The 16,106-nt window shown below is 64.5% G+C and carries 22 protein-coding genes and 1 tRNA gene; 18 read left to right on the plus strand and 5 right to left on the minus strand.

What is annotated here, in order from left to right; all coding sequences use genetic code 11:
- The first annotated feature begins 13 nt into the window (after positions 1 to 13).
- Genes rpsP through rimM form a run of 5 tightly spaced genes read left to right on the plus strand, consistent with a single transcriptional unit; the run spans position 14 to position 2,172 of the window.
- Positions 14 to 391 carry a 30S ribosomal protein S16 gene (gene rpsP, locus ACP153_RS05015; protein ID WP_424969861.1) on the plus strand — a complete coding sequence of 126 codons (378 nt, stop codon included), beginning with the start codon at positions 14 to 16 and terminating at the stop codon, positions 389 to 391.
- Positions 392 to 408: 17 nt separating this feature from the next.
- Entirely contained in the window at positions 409 to 1,044 is a 636-nt protein-coding gene (gene bluB, locus ACP153_RS05020) for a 5,6-dimethylbenzimidazole synthase (protein ID WP_424969862.1), read from the plus strand.
- Between the two features lies 1 nt (position 1,045).
- Positions 1,046 to 1,510: an EVE domain-containing protein gene (locus ACP153_RS05025; protein ID WP_424969863.1), complete on the plus strand. Its 465-nt coding sequence runs from the start codon at positions 1,046 to 1,048 to the stop codon at positions 1,508 to 1,510.
- A gap of 9 nt (positions 1,511 to 1,519) precedes the next feature.
- A complete protein-coding gene (locus ACP153_RS05030; protein ID WP_424969864.1) occupies positions 1,520 to 1,666 on the plus strand; it encodes a hypothetical protein in 147 nt (48 codons plus the stop codon).
- Positions 1,663 to 2,172 carry a ribosome maturation factor RimM gene (rimM, locus tag ACP153_RS05035; RefSeq protein ID WP_424969865.1) on the plus strand — a complete coding sequence of 170 codons (510 nt, stop codon included), beginning with the start codon at positions 1,663 to 1,665 and terminating at the stop codon, positions 2,170 to 2,172. The genes ACP153_RS05030 and rimM overlap by 4 nt, the downstream gene beginning before the upstream one ends.
- A 74-nt stretch (positions 2,173 to 2,246) precedes the next feature.
- Here rimM and ACP153_RS05040 read toward each other — a convergent pair whose 3' ends face one another.
- Positions 2,247 to 3,236: a phosphotransferase gene (locus ACP153_RS05040; protein WP_424969866.1), complete on the minus strand. Its 990-nt coding sequence runs from the start codon at positions 3,234 to 3,236 to the stop codon at positions 2,247 to 2,249.
- Positions 3,237 to 3,325: 89 nt separating this feature from the next.
- On the opposite strand from ACP153_RS05040, the gene trmD reads away from it, so the two are divergent.
- From trmD to rpmE, 3 genes are read left to right on the plus strand one after another with little or no spacing between them, the layout of a single operon-like run.
- Entirely contained in the window at positions 3,326 to 4,171 is an 846-nt protein-coding gene (gene trmD / locus ACP153_RS05045) for a tRNA (guanosine(37)-N1)-methyltransferase TrmD (protein WP_424969867.1), read from the plus strand.
- 50 nt (positions 4,172 to 4,221) lie between these two features.
- A complete protein-coding gene (gene rplS, locus ACP153_RS05050; RefSeq protein WP_424969868.1) occupies positions 4,222 to 4,596 on the plus strand; it encodes a 50S ribosomal protein L19 in 375 nt (124 codons plus the stop codon).
- 11 nt (positions 4,597 to 4,607) lie between these two features.
- Entirely contained in the window at positions 4,608 to 4,829 is a 222-nt protein-coding gene (gene rpmE / locus ACP153_RS05055; RefSeq protein ID WP_424969869.1) for a 50S ribosomal protein L31, read from the plus strand.
- 65 nt (positions 4,830 to 4,894) lie between these two features.
- Here the strand turns inward: rpmE and ACP153_RS05060 are convergent, their stop codons facing one another.
- Positions 4,895 to 5,686 (minus strand): ADYC domain-containing protein, encoded by a 792-nt coding sequence (locus tag ACP153_RS05060; protein ID WP_424969870.1) that lies wholly within the window; start codon positions 5,684 to 5,686, stop codon positions 4,895 to 4,897.
- A gap of 86 nt (positions 5,687 to 5,772) precedes the next feature.
- Positions 5,773 to 6,033: a hypothetical protein gene (locus ACP153_RS05065; RefSeq protein WP_424969871.1), complete on the minus strand. Its 261-nt coding sequence runs from the start codon at positions 6,031 to 6,033 to the stop codon at positions 5,773 to 5,775.
- Positions 6,034 to 6,373: 340 nt separating this feature from the next.
- Here ACP153_RS05065 and ACP153_RS05070 point away from each other — a divergent pair, with 340 nt between their 5' ends.
- Entirely contained in the window at positions 6,374 to 7,183 is an 810-nt protein-coding gene (locus tag ACP153_RS05070; RefSeq protein WP_424969872.1) for a division plane positioning ATPase MipZ, read from the plus strand.
- 65 nt (positions 7,184 to 7,248) lie between these two features.
- Here the strand turns inward: ACP153_RS05070 and ACP153_RS05075 are convergent, their stop codons facing one another.
- Positions 7,249 to 7,833, minus strand: coding sequence for an I78 family peptidase inhibitor (locus ACP153_RS05075; RefSeq protein WP_424969873.1), 585 nt, complete (start codon positions 7,831 to 7,833; stop codon positions 7,249 to 7,251).
- A gap of 262 nt (positions 7,834 to 8,095) precedes the next feature.
- Here ACP153_RS05075 and ACP153_RS05080 point away from each other — a divergent pair, with 262 nt between their 5' ends.
- From ACP153_RS05080 to yidD, 7 genes are all read left to right on the plus strand, one after another.
- Positions 8,096 to 8,827, plus strand: coding sequence for a TVP38/TMEM64 family protein (locus tag ACP153_RS05080; protein WP_424969874.1), 732 nt, complete (start codon positions 8,096 to 8,098; stop codon positions 8,825 to 8,827).
- 3 nt (positions 8,828 to 8,830) lie between these two features.
- Positions 8,831 to 10,243: a dihydrolipoyl dehydrogenase family protein gene (locus ACP153_RS05085; RefSeq protein ID WP_424969875.1), complete on the plus strand. Its 1,413-nt coding sequence runs from the start codon at positions 8,831 to 8,833 to the stop codon at positions 10,241 to 10,243.
- Positions 10,244 to 10,327: 84 nt separating this feature from the next.
- Positions 10,328 to 11,683: a sensor histidine kinase gene (locus tag ACP153_RS05090; RefSeq protein ID WP_424970018.1), complete on the plus strand. Its 1,356-nt coding sequence runs from the start codon at positions 10,328 to 10,330 to the stop codon at positions 11,681 to 11,683.
- Positions 11,684 to 11,734: 51 nt separating this feature from the next.
- A tRNA-Arg gene (locus ACP153_RS05095) sits at positions 11,735 to 11,811 on the plus strand.
- Between the two features lie 156 nt (positions 11,812 to 11,967).
- Positions 11,968 to 12,102 carry a 50S ribosomal protein L34 gene (gene rpmH / locus ACP153_RS05100; RefSeq protein WP_005980833.1) on the plus strand — a complete coding sequence of 45 codons (135 nt, stop codon included), beginning with the start codon at positions 11,968 to 11,970 and terminating at the stop codon, positions 12,100 to 12,102.
- Positions 12,103 to 12,128: 26 nt separating this feature from the next.
- Positions 12,129 to 12,587, plus strand: coding sequence for a ribonuclease P protein component (rnpA, locus tag ACP153_RS05105; protein WP_424969876.1), 459 nt, complete (start codon positions 12,129 to 12,131; stop codon positions 12,585 to 12,587).
- The gene (gene yidD / locus ACP153_RS05110; protein ID WP_424969877.1) at positions 12,584 to 12,805 is read left to right on the plus strand and encodes a membrane protein insertion efficiency factor YidD; all 222 of its coding nucleotides are present in this window, start codon (positions 12,584 to 12,586) and stop codon (positions 12,803 to 12,805) included. The genes rnpA and yidD overlap by 4 nt, the downstream gene beginning before the upstream one ends.
- A gap of 43 nt (positions 12,806 to 12,848) precedes the next feature.
- On the opposite strand, the gene ACP153_RS05115 is transcribed toward yidD, so the two are convergent.
- The gene (locus tag ACP153_RS05115; RefSeq protein ID WP_424969878.1) at positions 12,849 to 13,373 is read right to left on the minus strand and encodes a DUF3833 domain-containing protein; all 525 of its coding nucleotides are present in this window, start codon (positions 13,371 to 13,373) and stop codon (positions 12,849 to 12,851) included.
- A 108-nt stretch (positions 13,374 to 13,481) separates the two neighbouring features.
- On the opposite strand from ACP153_RS05115, the gene ttcA reads away from it, so the two are divergent.
- The gene (gene ttcA / locus ACP153_RS05120; RefSeq protein WP_424969879.1) at positions 13,482 to 14,366 is read left to right on the plus strand and encodes a tRNA 2-thiocytidine(32) synthetase TtcA; all 885 of its coding nucleotides are present in this window, start codon (positions 13,482 to 13,484) and stop codon (positions 14,364 to 14,366) included.
- Positions 14,367 to 14,534: 168 nt separating this feature from the next.
- On the plus strand, positions 14,535 to 15,986 hold the full coding sequence (locus tag ACP153_RS05125; protein WP_424969880.1) for a putative bifunctional diguanylate cyclase/phosphodiesterase: 1,452 nt from the start codon (positions 14,535 to 14,537) through the stop codon (positions 15,984 to 15,986).
- The last annotated feature ends 120 nt before the right edge of the window (positions 15,987 to 16,106 follow it).

A 16,106-nucleotide genomic window follows, 5' to 3' on the forward strand; every position in this document is an offset into this window, starting at 1 on the left:
GGAGACCTACACCATGGCAATGAAAATCCGGCTCGCCCGCGGCGGTTCCAAAAAGCGCCCCTTCTACCGCATTGTGGCCACCGACAGCCGCATGCCCCGCGACGGCCGCTTCATCGAGAAGCTCGGCACCTATAACCCGCTCCTGCCCAAGGACAGCGAAGAGCGCGTGAAGATGGACATGGAGCGCGTGCAGTACTGGCTGGGCCAAGGCGCAAAGCCGACCGACCGGATCGCCCGCATGCTCGAAGCCGCAGGCACCCTGCCCAAGACCGAGCGCTCGAACCCCAAGAAAGCCGTCCCGGGCAAGAAAGCGCAGGAGCGCGCCGAAGAGAAAGCCGCCAAGGCCGCAGAAGCTGCCGAAGCCGCAACTGAAGACGCCGCAGCCGAGTAATCGGCACAGGCTCGCTTGTGACTGCGCGCAGCTTCACGCCCGAGTTTCGGGCAGAACTGACCGAATTGATGCGTTGGCGGCGCGATGTGCGCCGTTTTCGCACCGATCCGGTGCCCGAGCCTCTGCTCGCGCGCTGTCTCGACGCGGTCCGGCTGGCCCCCTCCGTGGGTCTGTCTGAACCCTGGCGCGTGGTCCGGGTCGACAGTCCTGCGGCGCGGGCGGCGGCAGCGGCGAATTTCGCCGAAGCCAATGCTGCAGCGCTTGAGGGCCAAAACGGCGACAGGGCGGCGCGCTACGCGGCGCTCAAGCTCTCGGGGATGGATGCCGCCCCCGTGCAGCTCGCGATCTATTGCGACACGGATCCGCCCAAGGGGGCGGGTCTCGGTGCGGCCAGCATGCCGCAAATGCGCCAGTACTCCGTCGTGGCGGGGGTCACGATGATGTGGCTCACCGCCCGGGCAGAGGGTCTGGGACTGGGCTGGGTGTCCATTCTGGACCCGGAGCGTCTGGCGCGGGACCTCGACGTCCCAACCACATGGGATCTGATCGGCTATTTCTGCCTCGGCTGGCCCGAGCAGGAGACCGACAGCCCGGAATTGGAACGCGCGGGGTGGGAAACACGCGCCGACACTTTGGATTTGGAGGTCCGCTGAGGTGGCACGATATTGGATTGGATTGGCCGAGCGCGACAGCGTGCATGCGGCGGTGGCAAATGGCGTCTGCGTCTTTTCCGGCGGCAAGGTGGCGCCCGTCCGCAAGCTCGAGCCGGGAGATGGCATCCTTTATTATTCTCCCCATGAAAGCGCAGGCGGCGCGCCCCTGGAATGCTTCACAGCCGTGGGCGAGGTGGTCGATGACACGCCCTGGACCCAGAACTGGACACAGATCTGCGCCGGTGGCCCCTATTGGACCCAAGCCGCGGCCCGCGACAGCGGCCTGACCTGGGTGCGGCGCTGCGACTATGACGCGGTGGGCGAGGTCTCGGTGCGCCCGCTCCTCTCCGCCCTGCGTTTCGTCGCCCAGCCCCGCCATTGGGGCCGGACCTTCCATCGCGGCCAGATGGAGATCGGGGCCGAGGATTTCTTCCGCATCGCCGACCGCCTCCGCGCGGTGGCCTGAGGGGCTGGGGTGACCAAGACCGTGATCCTTCTGGTGTTCGGCGCGAGCGTTTATATCGGCATGCAGTTCGAACAGCGTCTTGCCGCGGATCGCTGCCTCGCAGCCGGGGGCACCCCCGATGCACGCGGGGTCTGCACAGGAGTGCCCGCGCGATGAGCAAGCGCAAGGATCTGACCTGCGTCGGGGCGATCGCCGGCGCCTTCGGGGTGCGCGGCGAGGTGCGGCTCAAGAGCTTCTGCGCCGTGCCCGAGGATATTGCCGACTACACCCCGCTCAGCTTCGAGGATGGGCGCGAGGTCACTTTGCGCCTCACGGGGCAGATCAAGAACGGGCTTTCCGCGCGGCTGTCGGGCGTGGGCAACAAAGAAGCGGCGGACGCCCTGCGCGGCACGCGGCTCTACGTGCCACGGGACCGGCTGCCCCACCTGCCCGATGACGAATACTACCACACGGATCTGATCGGGCTGGCGGTCCATGACACGGGCGGCACCCATCTGGGCAAGGTCACGGCGGTGCATAATCACGGGGCGGGCGACCTGCTGGAGGTCAAGGGACCGCTTGCCAAGGGTCCGGTCCTAATCCCCTTCACCCTGGCCATCGTGCCGACAGTGGATCTGCGGGCCGGGCGCATCGTGGCCGACCCGCCAGAGGGCCTCTTCTAACCTCGCCTCTCCCGCACAGACTGTGCCGCGACGCGGGTCCGCGCGGTCCTGACAGGGACCGCGCCACCGATTCCCTATTCCGCCGCGAGGGTCGTGGCCGCCCGTTGCAATTGTACCAGCCGCTCCTGCTGAAACGCGCTGCGCTTGCCACCGATCGACGGCATGGCCGCCCAATCCTGCAGCACCCGGCAGCGACACAGGAACATCAGACAGGGATCCGCGCCCAGATCCGCGCCATAGCCGTCCGACAGGGCCGCCAGATCCTCTGGCGGCAGCCCGCAATTCGGATCGAGCGCCCGCTCCCCGGCAAAGCGCGCGCCGAGATCCACGATCAGCCGCGCGAGATCATAGATCGTGGGCGCGTCCTTATCCTGCATGAAATCGATCAGTGTCGCCCGGTTTGCCGAAAGGATCATGTTGCGCGCATGCAGATCCCCGTGCTGGGCCGCCAGCGTCACGCTGCCCCCCTCCGCCGCCTCGGCAGCCTCCGCGAGACTGTCCACAAGCACCGCGAAAAGATCCGGATCCACGATCGCCAGTTGCCCGTCCAGAGCCTTGCGCGCGAGCCGCTTCATATAGTCGGTCATCCGCACGGGGTTGAAAGGTTTCTCCCCCGCAGCCGTGCTGTCGTGATAGGCCCGCAGCGCCGCTCCCGCACGGCTCAGCAGCGCGGTGCGCTGCGCCGGCTTATCGTATTTCAGCAGGAGGTGGTCCTGTAACGTCCGCCCGGTCACATAGTCCTGAATGGTCGACAGGCTCTCGGCCTGCTCGGCGAGAATTGCGGCGGGCGCATGCACTTTGTCACCCCGCAACGCCCGCAAGGCGCGACGCTGCCCGGCCAGCCCCTCGGCCCAGCGCTCCCGGTCCATGGGGGCGAAGATCCGCTTGAAGACAAGGTTGCGCCCATCGGGTCCGGTCATGCGCAGCACGATCCGCACCCGGTCCGAGTCCTCACGCCGCCACAGCTCCTCTCCGCTGAAACGCGCCGGATCCAGCCCGGCAAAGGGCGCGAGCTGCTGCCAGCTGCCAAGGGCCGATGCCATCATGCGGTCGTCTCGGGTCATGCCTGCCTCCGGTTCGCGGGCCCCGCCATACGGGCACCCGGGCGCAAAATGCCTTGCAGGTTGCTAAACATTGATTAAACCGCCCAAACATGACCAAATCGCCTGCCACGCCCCCCAGCCGCTCCCACGGCACCAAAAGCATTTCGCTCTCGGCCCAGCCCACGGACCTGATGGCCCCGCGCCAGCGCAAACCCGGGGCCTGGACGGCCAAGGTGATTACGCTCTTCCCCAAGGCCTTTCCCGGCGTGCTCGGCGAGAGCCTGACCGGCAAGGCCCTGGATGAGGGGCTCTGGGCGCTGGAGACGATGGATCTGCGCAGCTTCGGCGTGGGCAAACACCGCAATGTGGATGACACGCCCGCAGGCGGTGGCGCGGGCATGGTCCTGCGCCCGGATGTGCTGGGCCGCGCGCTCAGCACCGCCGCCAAGGGCACGCCCGAGGATCGCCGCAAATGGCCCGTGGTCTATCTCAGCCCCCGCGGCGCGCCTTTCACCCAGGCCCGCGCCCAGGCCTGGTCCGAGGCCGAGGGGATCACCCTGCTCTGCGGCCGGTTCGAGGGCGTGGATGAGCGCGTGATCGAGGAATTCGGCATAGAAGAGGTCTCGCTCGGGGACTTTGTCCTCACCGGCGGCGAGATCGCAGCACAAGCCTTGATTGACGCCACAGTCCGACTTATACCGCGCGTGCTTGGGAATCAGGCGTCCACGGAGGAGGAGTCCTTCTCCACCGGTCTGCTGGAACACCCGCAATACACACGACCCGCTGTCTGGAAGGGACGCGAGATACCCGGGATTCTCCTTTCGGGCCATCACGCGAAGATCACCGACTGGCGCCGGGACATGGCCGAAAGGCTGACCAAAGAACGCCGCCCTGACCTCTGGCGGGCATATTGTGAAAGCCACGATATGGACCCGGACGGAGACCAAGAGCTCTAGGGGCAGCCCCACGTCGCGGAACAACCGCGCTTATATAGGAGTCAGGGCCAATGAACCTGATTGCACAGCTTGAAGCCGAGCAGATCGAAGCGCTCGGCAAGGACATCCCGGATTTCAAGGCCGGTGACACTGTCCGCGTCGGCTACAAGGTGACCGAAGGCACCCGTAGCCGTGTTCAGAACTACGAAGGCGTCTGCATCGCCCGCAAAGGCGGCGACGGCATTGCAGCCTCGTTCACCGTCCGCAAGATCAGCTTCGGCGAAGGGGTGGAGCGTGTGTTCCCCCTGCATTCGACCAATATCGACAGCATCACCGTGGTGCGTCGCGGTAAGGTCCGTCGCGCCAAGCTCTACTACCTGCGCGCCCGTCGCGGGAAGTCTGCGCGTATCGCCGAGCAGACCAACTACAAGCCGAAATCGAACTGAGGGCCGTAGAGATGAAAAAAGATACCCATCCCGAGTACCACATCATCGACGTCAAGATGACCGACGGCACCGTGGTGCAGATGCGCTCCACCTGGGGCAATGAGGGCGACCAGCTGGCGCTGGACATCGACCCCTCCGTGCACCCGGCCTGGACCGGCGGCACCTCGCGCCTGCTGGACACCGGCGGCCGCGTGTCGAAGTTCAAGAAGAAATACGAAGGCCTCGGCTTCTAAGCTCTGCCCCTTCGATGCAAGACAAGGCGCGCCCAGGTGGCGCGCCTTTTTCGTTTCTCTGCCCGTCAGGAGCGGTTGAGGAACAAAGCCTCAGGATCGCTCTGTAGCAGCGCGGGCGTGCAGCGCTCGGGCGGGATCTCGGCCAGCCGAGGGCACGCGTTGAGGATCTCATCCAAGGGGAAGCGCTCCGGCACCCGTGGGCGCGCGAGACAGATTGCGCCATCCGCGCCCCAGATCGCTTCGACTTGGCCGAGACGGGGCGCGCGCGGCGGATCATGGCGGGCAAAGACCTCAATCTTGCGCCCTGCCACCGTGTGCGGCACGCCCGTCCCGCAGTAATCTGCGCGCATCATGCGGGTGCAGGCCACGTGAAGCGCTGTCCGGCGTGCCGCCTCTGGCCCTATGCCCCCCGGTGCATAGCCCAGACGCAGACACTTCACATGGGCCCCGGCGGTACAGGTGAAGTTGAACCGGCCCTCGGGGAGTGCCCTGTAGCCCCCATCGGCAGTCGAGCTCCCAGGTAGGGCCACAGCCATCTGCAAGCCGAAGGGCCCCGGATGGCAGAGCGGCTCCCACGCACCGCCTTCGGGGTTCAGGAAAGACACCTGGTGGAGCCGGAACGCATGCGGGCCGCCATAAGGATCCATCCGCGTGCTCTCGATCCGCGCCAAGTAGCCCGGCATCGCGAAGGCCCGCCCCAACAGAGCGGCCTCCGTCAGGCGGGTCCCGTCTGCGGTGATGCCAACAAGGCCTGAGTCCTCCAGATGAAGCTCAAGCTCCGGAGCGGCGGGCTGTTCCGCGCCCGCAGACATCGCCGCGATGAACCAAAGGACAAGGCCGAAGATACATGGTCTCATGATCGCCCTCCGGCAGGGAAGGAACGGGCGCCACATGACAGATCCACGCCGCGCCCACCTCTTAAGGCCTCTGCTCAGAATGAGCCTTACTCAGCCGGAGTGGGCGTGCTTCCACTGCGCAGCCCGTCCAGCGCGGGCCCGTTCGTGGGACAGCCCTGGGTGGGCATGCAGCTATCGCCCATACCACCACTCCAGACATCGTCCAGATCCTGAAGACGCTGTTCGGGTTTCGCTTGCGCGATGCGGCTGCCATCCATGGACGGGCCATTGAAGGTCGCAACCGCCAAAGCAGGGCTCGCGGCAAATGTCAGGAAGAGCGCTCCTGTGGAAAAGGTCAATTTGGTCATCATGTCACTCGGGTTCGCTGCGACGCCAGCACCGCGCCGGCATCGAAAGGTGCCCTGATCTGACCTGGCCATGTTTCAGCCCGATTTCCGCGCTCGGGTCACCGTGTTTCAAGTGTTGCCGCGCACAGGGACCACGTGCAGGGACCACGCGCAGGGGCCGCGAATGCAAAGATCCGCGCCTTGGTTAACCAAAAAGCAAAGAGCCCCATGGCATGACACTGACCAATGACGCCGCACTTGGCGGATTGTCGCCGTTTTGGGATTCCAAACCGGGAAGCAGCTGAATACTGTGCGCGCAATCCGGCGGGGCACGGGTCACGTCGAGAAAAAGGGTCGCGCAGTGGCACATATCATCGTCTTCGGCAACGAAAAGGGCGGCTCGGGCAAGTCGAGCACCTGCATGCATGTGGCCACCGCGCTCGCGCGGATGGGGCATCGGGTCGGCGGGGTCGATCTGGACCTGCGCCAGCGCAGCTTTGGCCGATATCTCGAGAACCGCGCCGCGACCTGCGAGCGCGAGGATGTCGTGCTGCCGCTGCCGACGCTGATCGAGCTGCCGCAGATCGATCAGGCGAGCCTGCCCGAGGGCGAGAATATCTGGGACTACCGGCTGAGTGCGGCGGTCTCCTCGCTTGAGGAGGAGTGCGATTTTGTCGTGATCGACTGCCCCGGCTCCCATACGCGGCTGAGCCAGGTGGCCCATTCGCTCGCCGATACGCTGATCACGCCGCTGAACGACTCGTATGTGGATTTCGACATGCTGGCGCGGATCGATCCGACCACGAACAAGGTGCTCGGCCCGTCTGTCTATTCCGAAATGGTCTGGAGCGCGCGGCAACTGCGCGCGCGGGCCGGTCTGCCGCCGATCGACTGGATCGTGCTGCGCAACCGTCTCGGCACGCAATACATGCACAACAAGAAGAAGATCGGCGACGCGCTGCAGGATCTGAGCAAGCGGATCGGGTGCCGCGTGGCCCCGGGCTTCTCCGAGCGCGTGATTTTCCGCGAGCTCTTTCCCCGGGGCCTGACCCTGCTGGACCTGCGCGATATCGGCATCGCGCAGCTCAATATGTCAAACGTGGCCGCCCGGCAGGAGTTGCGTGATCTCATCACCGCGCTGAACCTGCCCGGGGTTGAGGTGGATTTCTGAGCGTCGCGCCCTTGCGCCGCCTCACACCCGATCCCACGAGCCGGATGATCAGGGGTGCAGCCCCGTCAGCCGCAGGACAGGTTGGTCACATCATTCCAGGGATCGATCTGGATGTTCAGGCGATCCGGCCGGAAATCCATGGTCACAGGGCCGAAATAGATAACCCGCACACTGCCGGCGCCGCGCGGCACAAGGGTGGAGTTCGGATCAATCGGCTGCCCGATCAAGCCTTCATTGTCCCACGCGCCACATGTATCGGCATCCCGCGGCGTGATCACGCCCCAACTCTCCGGATCGGGCTGGAGGGCCTTGCGGATCCAGAATCGCTCCCCCTCCCGGCTCAAACGGGTCTGTTCCTTGGGAGCCAGTTCATCCCCATAGGCCTGATTGCGCCCGTCGAACGCATCCATCAACGCTCGCAGCGCGGGCGGCAGCGGTGTGGCTTCCAAGGCCGACGGGCTGACCGGACCCAGTTTCAGGTAGCGGCCCAGACTGCTCAGCCCGCGCTCTGTCGAGGCCCCCACGACCCCGTCCACCGGTCCCGGAATGAACCCGTAGAAATGCAGCGCCGTCTGAATGTCGAACACATCCTCGCGCAGCCCGGACTGCGCCTGCGCCGCTCCATAGGGCACGATTGCCAGCAAACTCATCCACAGCCCAACTACAATAGCGCGCAGCATGCCACAGCTCCTTCTCTCTCGCGTCGCCCCACCCTAGCCGCAGCGCAGCACCGGGGTCCATCCTGTAACAAAGCCCGCGATCACCGGGCCCGCTGTTACAGTTTTCCGCCCTTTTGCAATGAAAGCCCCCGCGCCGATCACCCGCGATCAAGCGGGCGTGATCGCTCTAACGGAGCCGCGCAATCGGGCGCAAATCATGGGACAACAGACCCATAGCCAAAGGAACCCCGGGATGTCGTCCATGGAAGAAAACCGCAAATCCGCTCTGCCCCGCTGGGTCCCCCTGGCCGGCATTGCTGCCATCGCCGCGATCGGCGCCTTCACCCTCAAGGACACGCTGAGCTTTCAGGCGCTGGCCGACAATCGCGAGGCCCTGATCGCCTTTCGCGACGCCAATCTGATCCTGACCATCGCGGCCTATATGGCGATCTATATCGCCGTCGTGGCCTTCTCGCTGCCGGGGGCCACCATCGCCACGCTGGCGGGCGGGTTCCTCTTTGGTCTGACCACGGGCACCGTCCTGACAGTCGCGTCGGCCACAATCGGCGCCACGCTGATCTTCCTCGCCGCCCGATGGGGCCTGGGCGAGAAGCTGGCCGCCAAGATGGACGGATCCGAAGGCAAGGTGAAGCAGCTCAAGGAAGGTCTCGCCGAGAATGAGATCAGCGTGCTCTTTCTGATGCGCCTTGTTCCGGCCATCCCGTTCTTTGTCGCGAACCTGCTGCCGGCCCTGGTCGGGGTCAGCCTGCGGAACTTCGTCTTCACCACCTTCTTCGGGATCATCCCCGGCACCGCCGTCTACACCTGGGTTGGCGCCGGTCTGGGTGAGGTCTTTGCCCGCGGCGAGACCCCGAACCTCGGCATCATCTTCGAGCCCCATATCCTCGGCCCCATCCTTGGCCTCTCGGCGCTCGCCCTCCTCCCCATCATCCTCAAGCAATTCCGCAAGACCAAAGGCGCCTGATCCATGACCAACCGTATTGAAACCGATATCTGCGTAATCGGCGCAGGCTCTGGCGGGCTGTCCGTCGCAGCGGGCGCGGTCCAGATGGGCGCAAAGGTCGTCCTGATCGAAGGCCACCTGATGGGCGGCGACTGCCTGAACTTCGGCTGTGTCCCCTCCAAGGCGCTGATTGCCGCCGGGAAACAGGCCCATATCGTCCGCAAGGGCGGCTTCGGGGTCGCCCCCGCCGAGCCCGAGATCGACTATGCCGCCGCCAAGGATCATGTGCGCAGCGTGATCGACACCATCGCCCCCGTGGACAGCCAGGAGCGGTTCGAGGGCCTCGGCTGCACCGTGATCCGCGAGTATGCCAAGTTCATCTCGGAAACCGAGGTGCAGGCGGGCGATACGGTCATCAAGGCCCGTCGCTTTGTGATCGCCACGGGCTCGCGCCCCTTCGTGCCGCCGATCCCGGGTGTCGAGGATGTGCCCTATTTCACCAATGAGACGATCTTCGATCTGCGCGAGAAGCCGGAGCACCTGATCGTCATCGGCGGCGGCCCGATCGGCATGGAAATGGCCCAGGCCCATGTGCGGCTTGGCTGCAAGGTCACCGTGCTCGAAGGCGCGAAAGCGCTCGGCAAGGACGACCCGGAACTGGCCGCCATCGCGCTGGAGCGTCTGCGCGGCGAAGGGATCGAGATCCTTGAGGGCGCGCAAGCGGCCAAGATCTCCGGCGGCGAAGGCGCAATCACGGTCGAGACCGCTGATGGCAATTCGGTGACGGGCACGCATCTCTTGATGGCTGTGGGCCGGACGCCGAACCTCGACAAGCTGAACCTCGAGGCCGCCAAGGTCGACTATGACCGTCGTGGGCTGAAGGTCGATGCCTCCCTGCGGACCACGAACAAGCGCATCTATGGCGCGGGCGATGTGGCTGGGCCGCTGCAGTTTACCCATGTGGCGGGCTATCACGCGGGCGTGCTCATACGGCAGATCGTACTGGGCCTGCCCGCCAAGACCCGGGACGACCATGTGCCCTGGGCCACCTACACGGACCCGGAAATCGCGCAGGTCGGTCTGACCGAGGCGCAGGCGCTTGAGAAACATGGCGCTGCGCTGGAAGTCGCCCGGTTCGAGTATGACGAAAACGACCGCGCGATTGCGTCGGGCAAGACCACCGGCCTGATCAAGGTCATGGTCGTGAAGGGTCGCCCCGTGGGCGCCTCGATTGTCGGCGCCGAGGCGGGCGAGCTGATCGGGCTCTGGGCCTATGCCATCGCCAACAAGCACAAGATGGGAGCCGTGGCCAACATGATCGCGCCCTATCCGACGCTGGGCGAGATCAACAAGCGCGCCGCCGGGGCCTATTTCAGCCCCCGTCTGTTCGAAAGTGACCTGATCAAACGCATCGTGCGCATTGTCCAGAAGTTCTGACAGGCTTATGTCAAGGTCGAGAGAGGAGCGACTGACTTGAATTCGCTATCTGGACGCTTTCTGATCCTGACCGTCATCTTCGTGATGCTGGCCGAGGTGCTCATCTTTGTGCCCTCGGTCGCGCGCTTCCGCGAAGACTATCTGCTCGACCGGCTGGAGCGGGCGCAGATCGCCTCGCTCGCTCTGCTGGCCACGTCAAATGACATGGTCGAGCCCGAACTCGAGGCCGAGCTGCTGGAGAATGCCGAAGTCCTCAATGTCGTGCTGCGGCGGGATGAGGTGCGTCAGCTGGTTCTCTCGACCCCGATGCCCGGCGAGATTTATGGCACCTATGATTTGCGGGATCCTTCGGCCTTTGAGCTGATCAAGGACGCCATGTGGAACCTCACCATGACCGAGGATCAGGTGATCCGCGTGATCGGCACCCCGGTACGCGGGGCGGGCGAGGTCATCGAAGTGACCATGCCTACCGGGCCCTTGCGCGCCGCCTTGATCGATTACGGGGTACGGATCCTGATTCTCTCGGCTGTGATCTCGATCTTCACGGCTGCACTCCTGTTCCTCGCCGTGCGCCGCTTCCTCGTCAAACCCATGCGCCGGGTGGTCAACCACATGACCGCCTATGCGGAAGCGCCCGAGGATGCGCGCCGGATCATCGCCCCGGATGCGGGCGTGACGGAGTTGCGCGACGCGGAGGTTGCCCTGAATTCCCTGCAAACCCAGCTGACCACGGCCCTGAAACAGAAGGATCGTCTGGCGCAGTTGGGCGGGGCGGTGGCCAAGATCAGCCATGATCTACGCAATATCCTCACGGTGGCGCAGCTCCTGGCGGACCGGATGGAGCGCTCCGAAGATCCGACAGTGCAGCGCGCGGCACCGAAGCTCGTGAACGCGATCAGCCGGGCGGTGAACCTCTGCGAAGGCACGCTGGCCTTCGGCAAGGCCGAAGAGCTGCCGCCAACCCTCTCTCGGTTCAACCTGGGCCCGCTTATCGATGACGTCATCGACAGTGAGACCCTGGCCTGCACCGGTGACAACGTCACCCTGACCTCAGATGTGCCCCCGGCTCTCGCGATCCGCGCCGATAGCGAGCAGCTCTACCGCGTGATCTCGAACCTTGTGCGCAATGCCCGTCAGGCGATTGAGGCCACGGGCGTGCCCGGTAAGATCTGCGTGGCCGCGCGCGAGGAGGACGCCGAATGGATTATCTGCATCCGGGATACCGGGCCGGGCCTGCCGCCCCGGGCGCGCGAGAACCTGTTCACGGCCTTCCAGGGCGGTGTGCGCAAGGGGGGTACCGGGCTCGGTCTGGTGATCGCTGCGGAACTGGTGCGCGGCCATGGCGGGGCACTGGAGCTTGTGCAGACCGATGCGGAGGGCACCGAATTCGCCCTGCGTCTGCCGCGAAACTCCGCCATTCTCGACGCGGCTGCAGAATAACGAAAAACCCGCTTGCAATGACCGGGGACGGGCGTTAGTCACCGCCCTCACGGACCGATAGCTCAGCTGGATAGAGTACCTGACTACGAATCAGGGGGTCGGGGGTTCGAATCCTCCTCGGTCCGCCACTCCCCCCTCAAGGCGCTGTGTAACACAGCCTGCAGGGGTGGAGGAAACGCCGCAAACGCGTTGACTCAAATGGCCCGTGCGCCTAAACGACGGGCTCTGTAGATTTTCTGGCACGTGCGCCATCCGGGCGGCGGGTCAACCGAAGGAGAAAAGCGATGAAGCGCACGTACCAACCGTCGAACCTGGTTCGCAAGCGGCGTCACGGGTTTCGCGCGCGCATGGCCACCAAGGCCGGCCGCAAGATCCTCAACGCCCGTCGTGCTCGCGGCCGCAAGTCGCTGAGCGCCTGAGCCCTGCCGCTGGCCTTCGGGCTATGATGACAGAGCGCTCGTCCTCCGAGCCCGGTGCCGAAAAGGCACCCGCACCGCCGCCCGCGACTTCGCCGGCGGCGCTTGTCGTTCTGACCAAGCGCGCGGATTTTCTGGCCGCGGCCCGCGCCCGGCGGCAGGCAGCCCCCGCCTTTCTCTTGCAGGCGCGACGGCGCGCCGAGGACATGTCCTCGGCGCAGACCCGCATCGGGTTCACCTGTTCCAAGAAGGTTGGCAACGCCGTGGCCCGCAACCGCGCCAAACGCCGCCTGCGCGAGATCGCGCGGCTTGAGCTGCCGCGCCATGGCAAACCGGGTTGGGACTATGTGCTGGTCGGGCGCAAGGAGGCGACCGCGACCCGCGATTTTGCGGCTTTGCGTGCGGATCTCGTAACAGCGCTCGGTCGGATCCACGCGCCGCGCAACCCCTCGGGTAAACCGCCACGCAACAAGGCCCCGCGCCCATGAGCCCACTGGCCTTTGTGCTCTCCCTGCCCGTTCGGGCCTATCGCGCGGTGTTTTCGCCCTGGGTCGGGCATAACTGCCGCTATGATCCCACCTGCTCTGCCTATGCCATGGAGGCCCTGCGCAAGCATGGCGGGATCAAGGGGGGCTGGCTTGCCCTGCGCCGGATCCTGCGCTGCCATCCCTGGGGCGGCATGGGTGTGGATGACGTGCCCGATTGAATAGCGGACGCATCTGCGTTTCACTCACGCCCATGTGGCGGGCTCAGAGTTTCTCGAAGGTGATGATCACGTCACCCACATAGATCCCGGCGCGGGTCATATAGGCCCGGTTCAGCAAACGATCTTCGGAAAGCAGCCACATCCAATCGTCAAAGGAAAACCGCGTGGTCGTCCCGTCCCCGAGAGGCAGATCGATCGTATAGACCCAGTTGAATGTATCGCCTTGCTCGATGCCGCTGGCCGTCCCGATCACCCCCGGCGCGGTGCCTTCCCAGCTGTCCGGGCCGGTTTTGGTCAGGGTCCAGATCCGCTGCTCGGTGCTTGCATCTTCATAGACGAAATCCTCGACCAGCCACAGGGTTTCCCCGTCCCAGGTGCCCGTGATCTCCACCTCGAAGCGGCGGCGCACAGTCCCCAGCACGTCCTGAAACTGGCCATAAGCCACGAGATCGCCCGCGAAGAACTCCTCGAGATTGAGCTGCCGGTTGCTCAGCGCTGGATCCTCCAGCGCCGGTTTGCCCGTACAGGACGCGAGGAGCAGCACCGCTCCGATCAGAAATGCGCGCATCAGATCCCCCTTTGGGCCAGAGCTAAGCCACCAGGGGCCGCGGGCAAGCGATTGACGCCGGGGGGTGGGCTCGCCTATGCCCTGCGGGACCCCTCAAGGATGCCCGACATGCTCGACGAAACCGAGATCCATCCCCTGTTTCACGGCGCCCCCAGCAGCACCGAGTTCAAGAAGCTGCGCAAGCGGATCATCCGCAACACGCGCGAAGCGATTGAGCAATATGGGATGATCGAGCCCAGCGCGCGGGATGGCGCGAAGCCGCGCTGGCTGGTCTGTCTCTCGGGCGGCAAGGACAGCTACACACTGCTCGCGGCGCTCTACGAGCTGCAATGGCGCGGGCTCCTGCCGGTGGAGATCCTCGCCTGCAATCTCGATCAGGGGCAGCCGGGGTTTCCCGCCACGGTCCTCCCCGCGTTTCTGGAACGAATGGGTGTCCCCCATCGCATCGTATATCAGGACACCTATTCCATCGTGATGGACAAGGTGCCCGAGGGGCGGACCTATTGCGCGCTCTGCTCGCGGCTGCGGCGCGGTAATCTTTATCGCATCGCGCGGGAGGAAGGCTGCTCGGCCGTGGTACTGGGGCACCACCGGGACGATATTCTCGAGACATTTTTCATGAATCTTTTTCATGGCGGTCGTCTGGCCACCATGCCACCGAAACTGCGCAACGAAGAGGGCGATCTATTCGTCTATCGCCCGCTCGCCCATGTGGCCGAAGCCGATTGCGAGAAGTTTGCCCGCGCCATGAACTATCCCATTATTCCCTGTGACCTTTGTGGCAGTCAGGACGGGCTGCAGCGGCAGCAGGTGAAAGCGATTCTCGATGGTTGGGAGGCCAACAGTCCCGGGCGCCGACAGGTCATGTTCAAGGCCCTGACGAATGTCCGGCCGTCTCACATGCTGGACCCGAAACTATTCGATTTCGCCAATCTGTCCCTGGATGCCGCGGCGTTTTCAGAAAATTCGAAACAGAAGGAAACCGGGCCTTAACGGCTTGGCCATGGACGACCCATAGCCTCATTCACAGCGATCGGCACAAGGCCGTCCGCGCAAGATGAGGCATGCGTTTTGGTTTCGCGTCTATTGGACACTTTGAAGAACACTGGTCGGCAGCTCCTTCGCGATCCGGCCTTGCTCGTTGGGTTTATTCCTCTTTTTGTGGCCATTTCCTATTCCACCCGGGATATCCGCTGGCTGGTCGGGGCCAGCACGCTGATCCCCTTCCTCGTGCTGGCCTTCCGCGCAATGGATGTCGTGAATTCTCCGAAAGGCGGGCGCGATCCCTTGACGGGTCTGCCCAGCCGGGCGGCACTGCTGGATGTGGTGGACCGCTATTTCGCGACCCCGGGCGCCAGCACACGGACTGCGGCCTGCCTTGTGATCGATATTGATGAGTTTCATTCATTCAACGAACGCTGGGGCCGGGATGCGGGCGATGAGGTGTTGCGCCAGACCGCCCAACGTCTGCGCAGCGCTGTGCGCGAAGATGACCTCGTTGTAAGGCTCGATGCGGATGCCTATGCGCTCTATCTGGCACCCTCTCAGGGCATGACGCTCGATTCGATCCTCTCCATTGGCGACCGGATCCAGCGCGCACTGAGTGAGCCCGTCATCGTCCACGGGACCACCGCCTATGTCAGCGCTTCGGTCGGGATTGCCCTAGCCAGCAAGTCACCTGAGCCTACGGCAGCCAGCCTGCTGGTGGCGGCTGAGCGCGCAATGGTCGAAGCACGGTCCCATGGGGCCGGCGCGCTGCGGCTATTCTCTTCCGAGATGCAGACCGAGATTCGCGCGAGCCATGAACTGGCAGAGGACTTGGCCAAAGCCTTGGAAAACGGGGAGATTGTTGCCTGGTTCCAACCCCAGGTTTCCACCGAAACCGGTCAGGTCACGGGCTTCGAAGCGCTGGCCCGGTGGGAGCATCCCACACGCGGGACTGTGTCTCCGGCAGAGTTTCTGCCCGCGATCGAAGCAACAGGCCGTACGGAACGGCTGAGCGAGGTCATGCTCTATCAAGGGCTCAAGGCGCTGGTGGCCTGGGAACGCGGCGGCTTCGCCATTCCGAACATCGGCGTGAATTTCGCCGGGATGGAGCTGCGCAATCCCCATCTGATCGACAAGGTGAAATGGGAGCTTGACCGGTTTGGCCTGACCGCCGATCGCCTGGCGGTTGAGATCCTCGAATCCGTGATCTCGCAAACTGAAGACGACATTATTCTGCGCAATATCAGCGCCTTGGGGGAGCTGGGTTGCGGCATAGACCTAGATGACTTCGGGACCGGTCACGCCTCGATCAGTTCGATCAAGCAGTTCCGGATCAATCGGATCAAGATCGACCGCTCCTTCGTGACCCATGTGGACAAGGATGGGGAGCAACAGCGTATGGTCGCCGCCATCCTGACCATGGCGCAGCAGCTTGGGCTGGACGCCCTAGCCGAAGGGGTTGAAACGATTGGGGAGCATTCGCTGCTCGGCCAGCTTGGTTGTCACCACGTACAGGGCTATGGCATCGCGCGCCCCATGCCTTTTGAGGACACCTTTGCCTGGCTTGAAGCGCATAATGCGAAGCTTGCCCCGCCGCCCCGGATTGAACGGCAACAGGGTCACTAAGGCCTGCCCGGGTTGAAATCGCTTGCGTGGCAATGCCACGGCTGCGGTCACATTCGGGAAAATGACTTGACCTTCTTCTGCCTTCTCGGTTGAACCCACCTATTCCAAGGTCAATAGGTG

Source organism: Dinoroseobacter sp. S76 (genome assembly GCF_049801095.1).
GTDB lineage: Bacteria > Pseudomonadota > Alphaproteobacteria > Rhodobacterales > Rhodobacteraceae > Dinoroseobacter.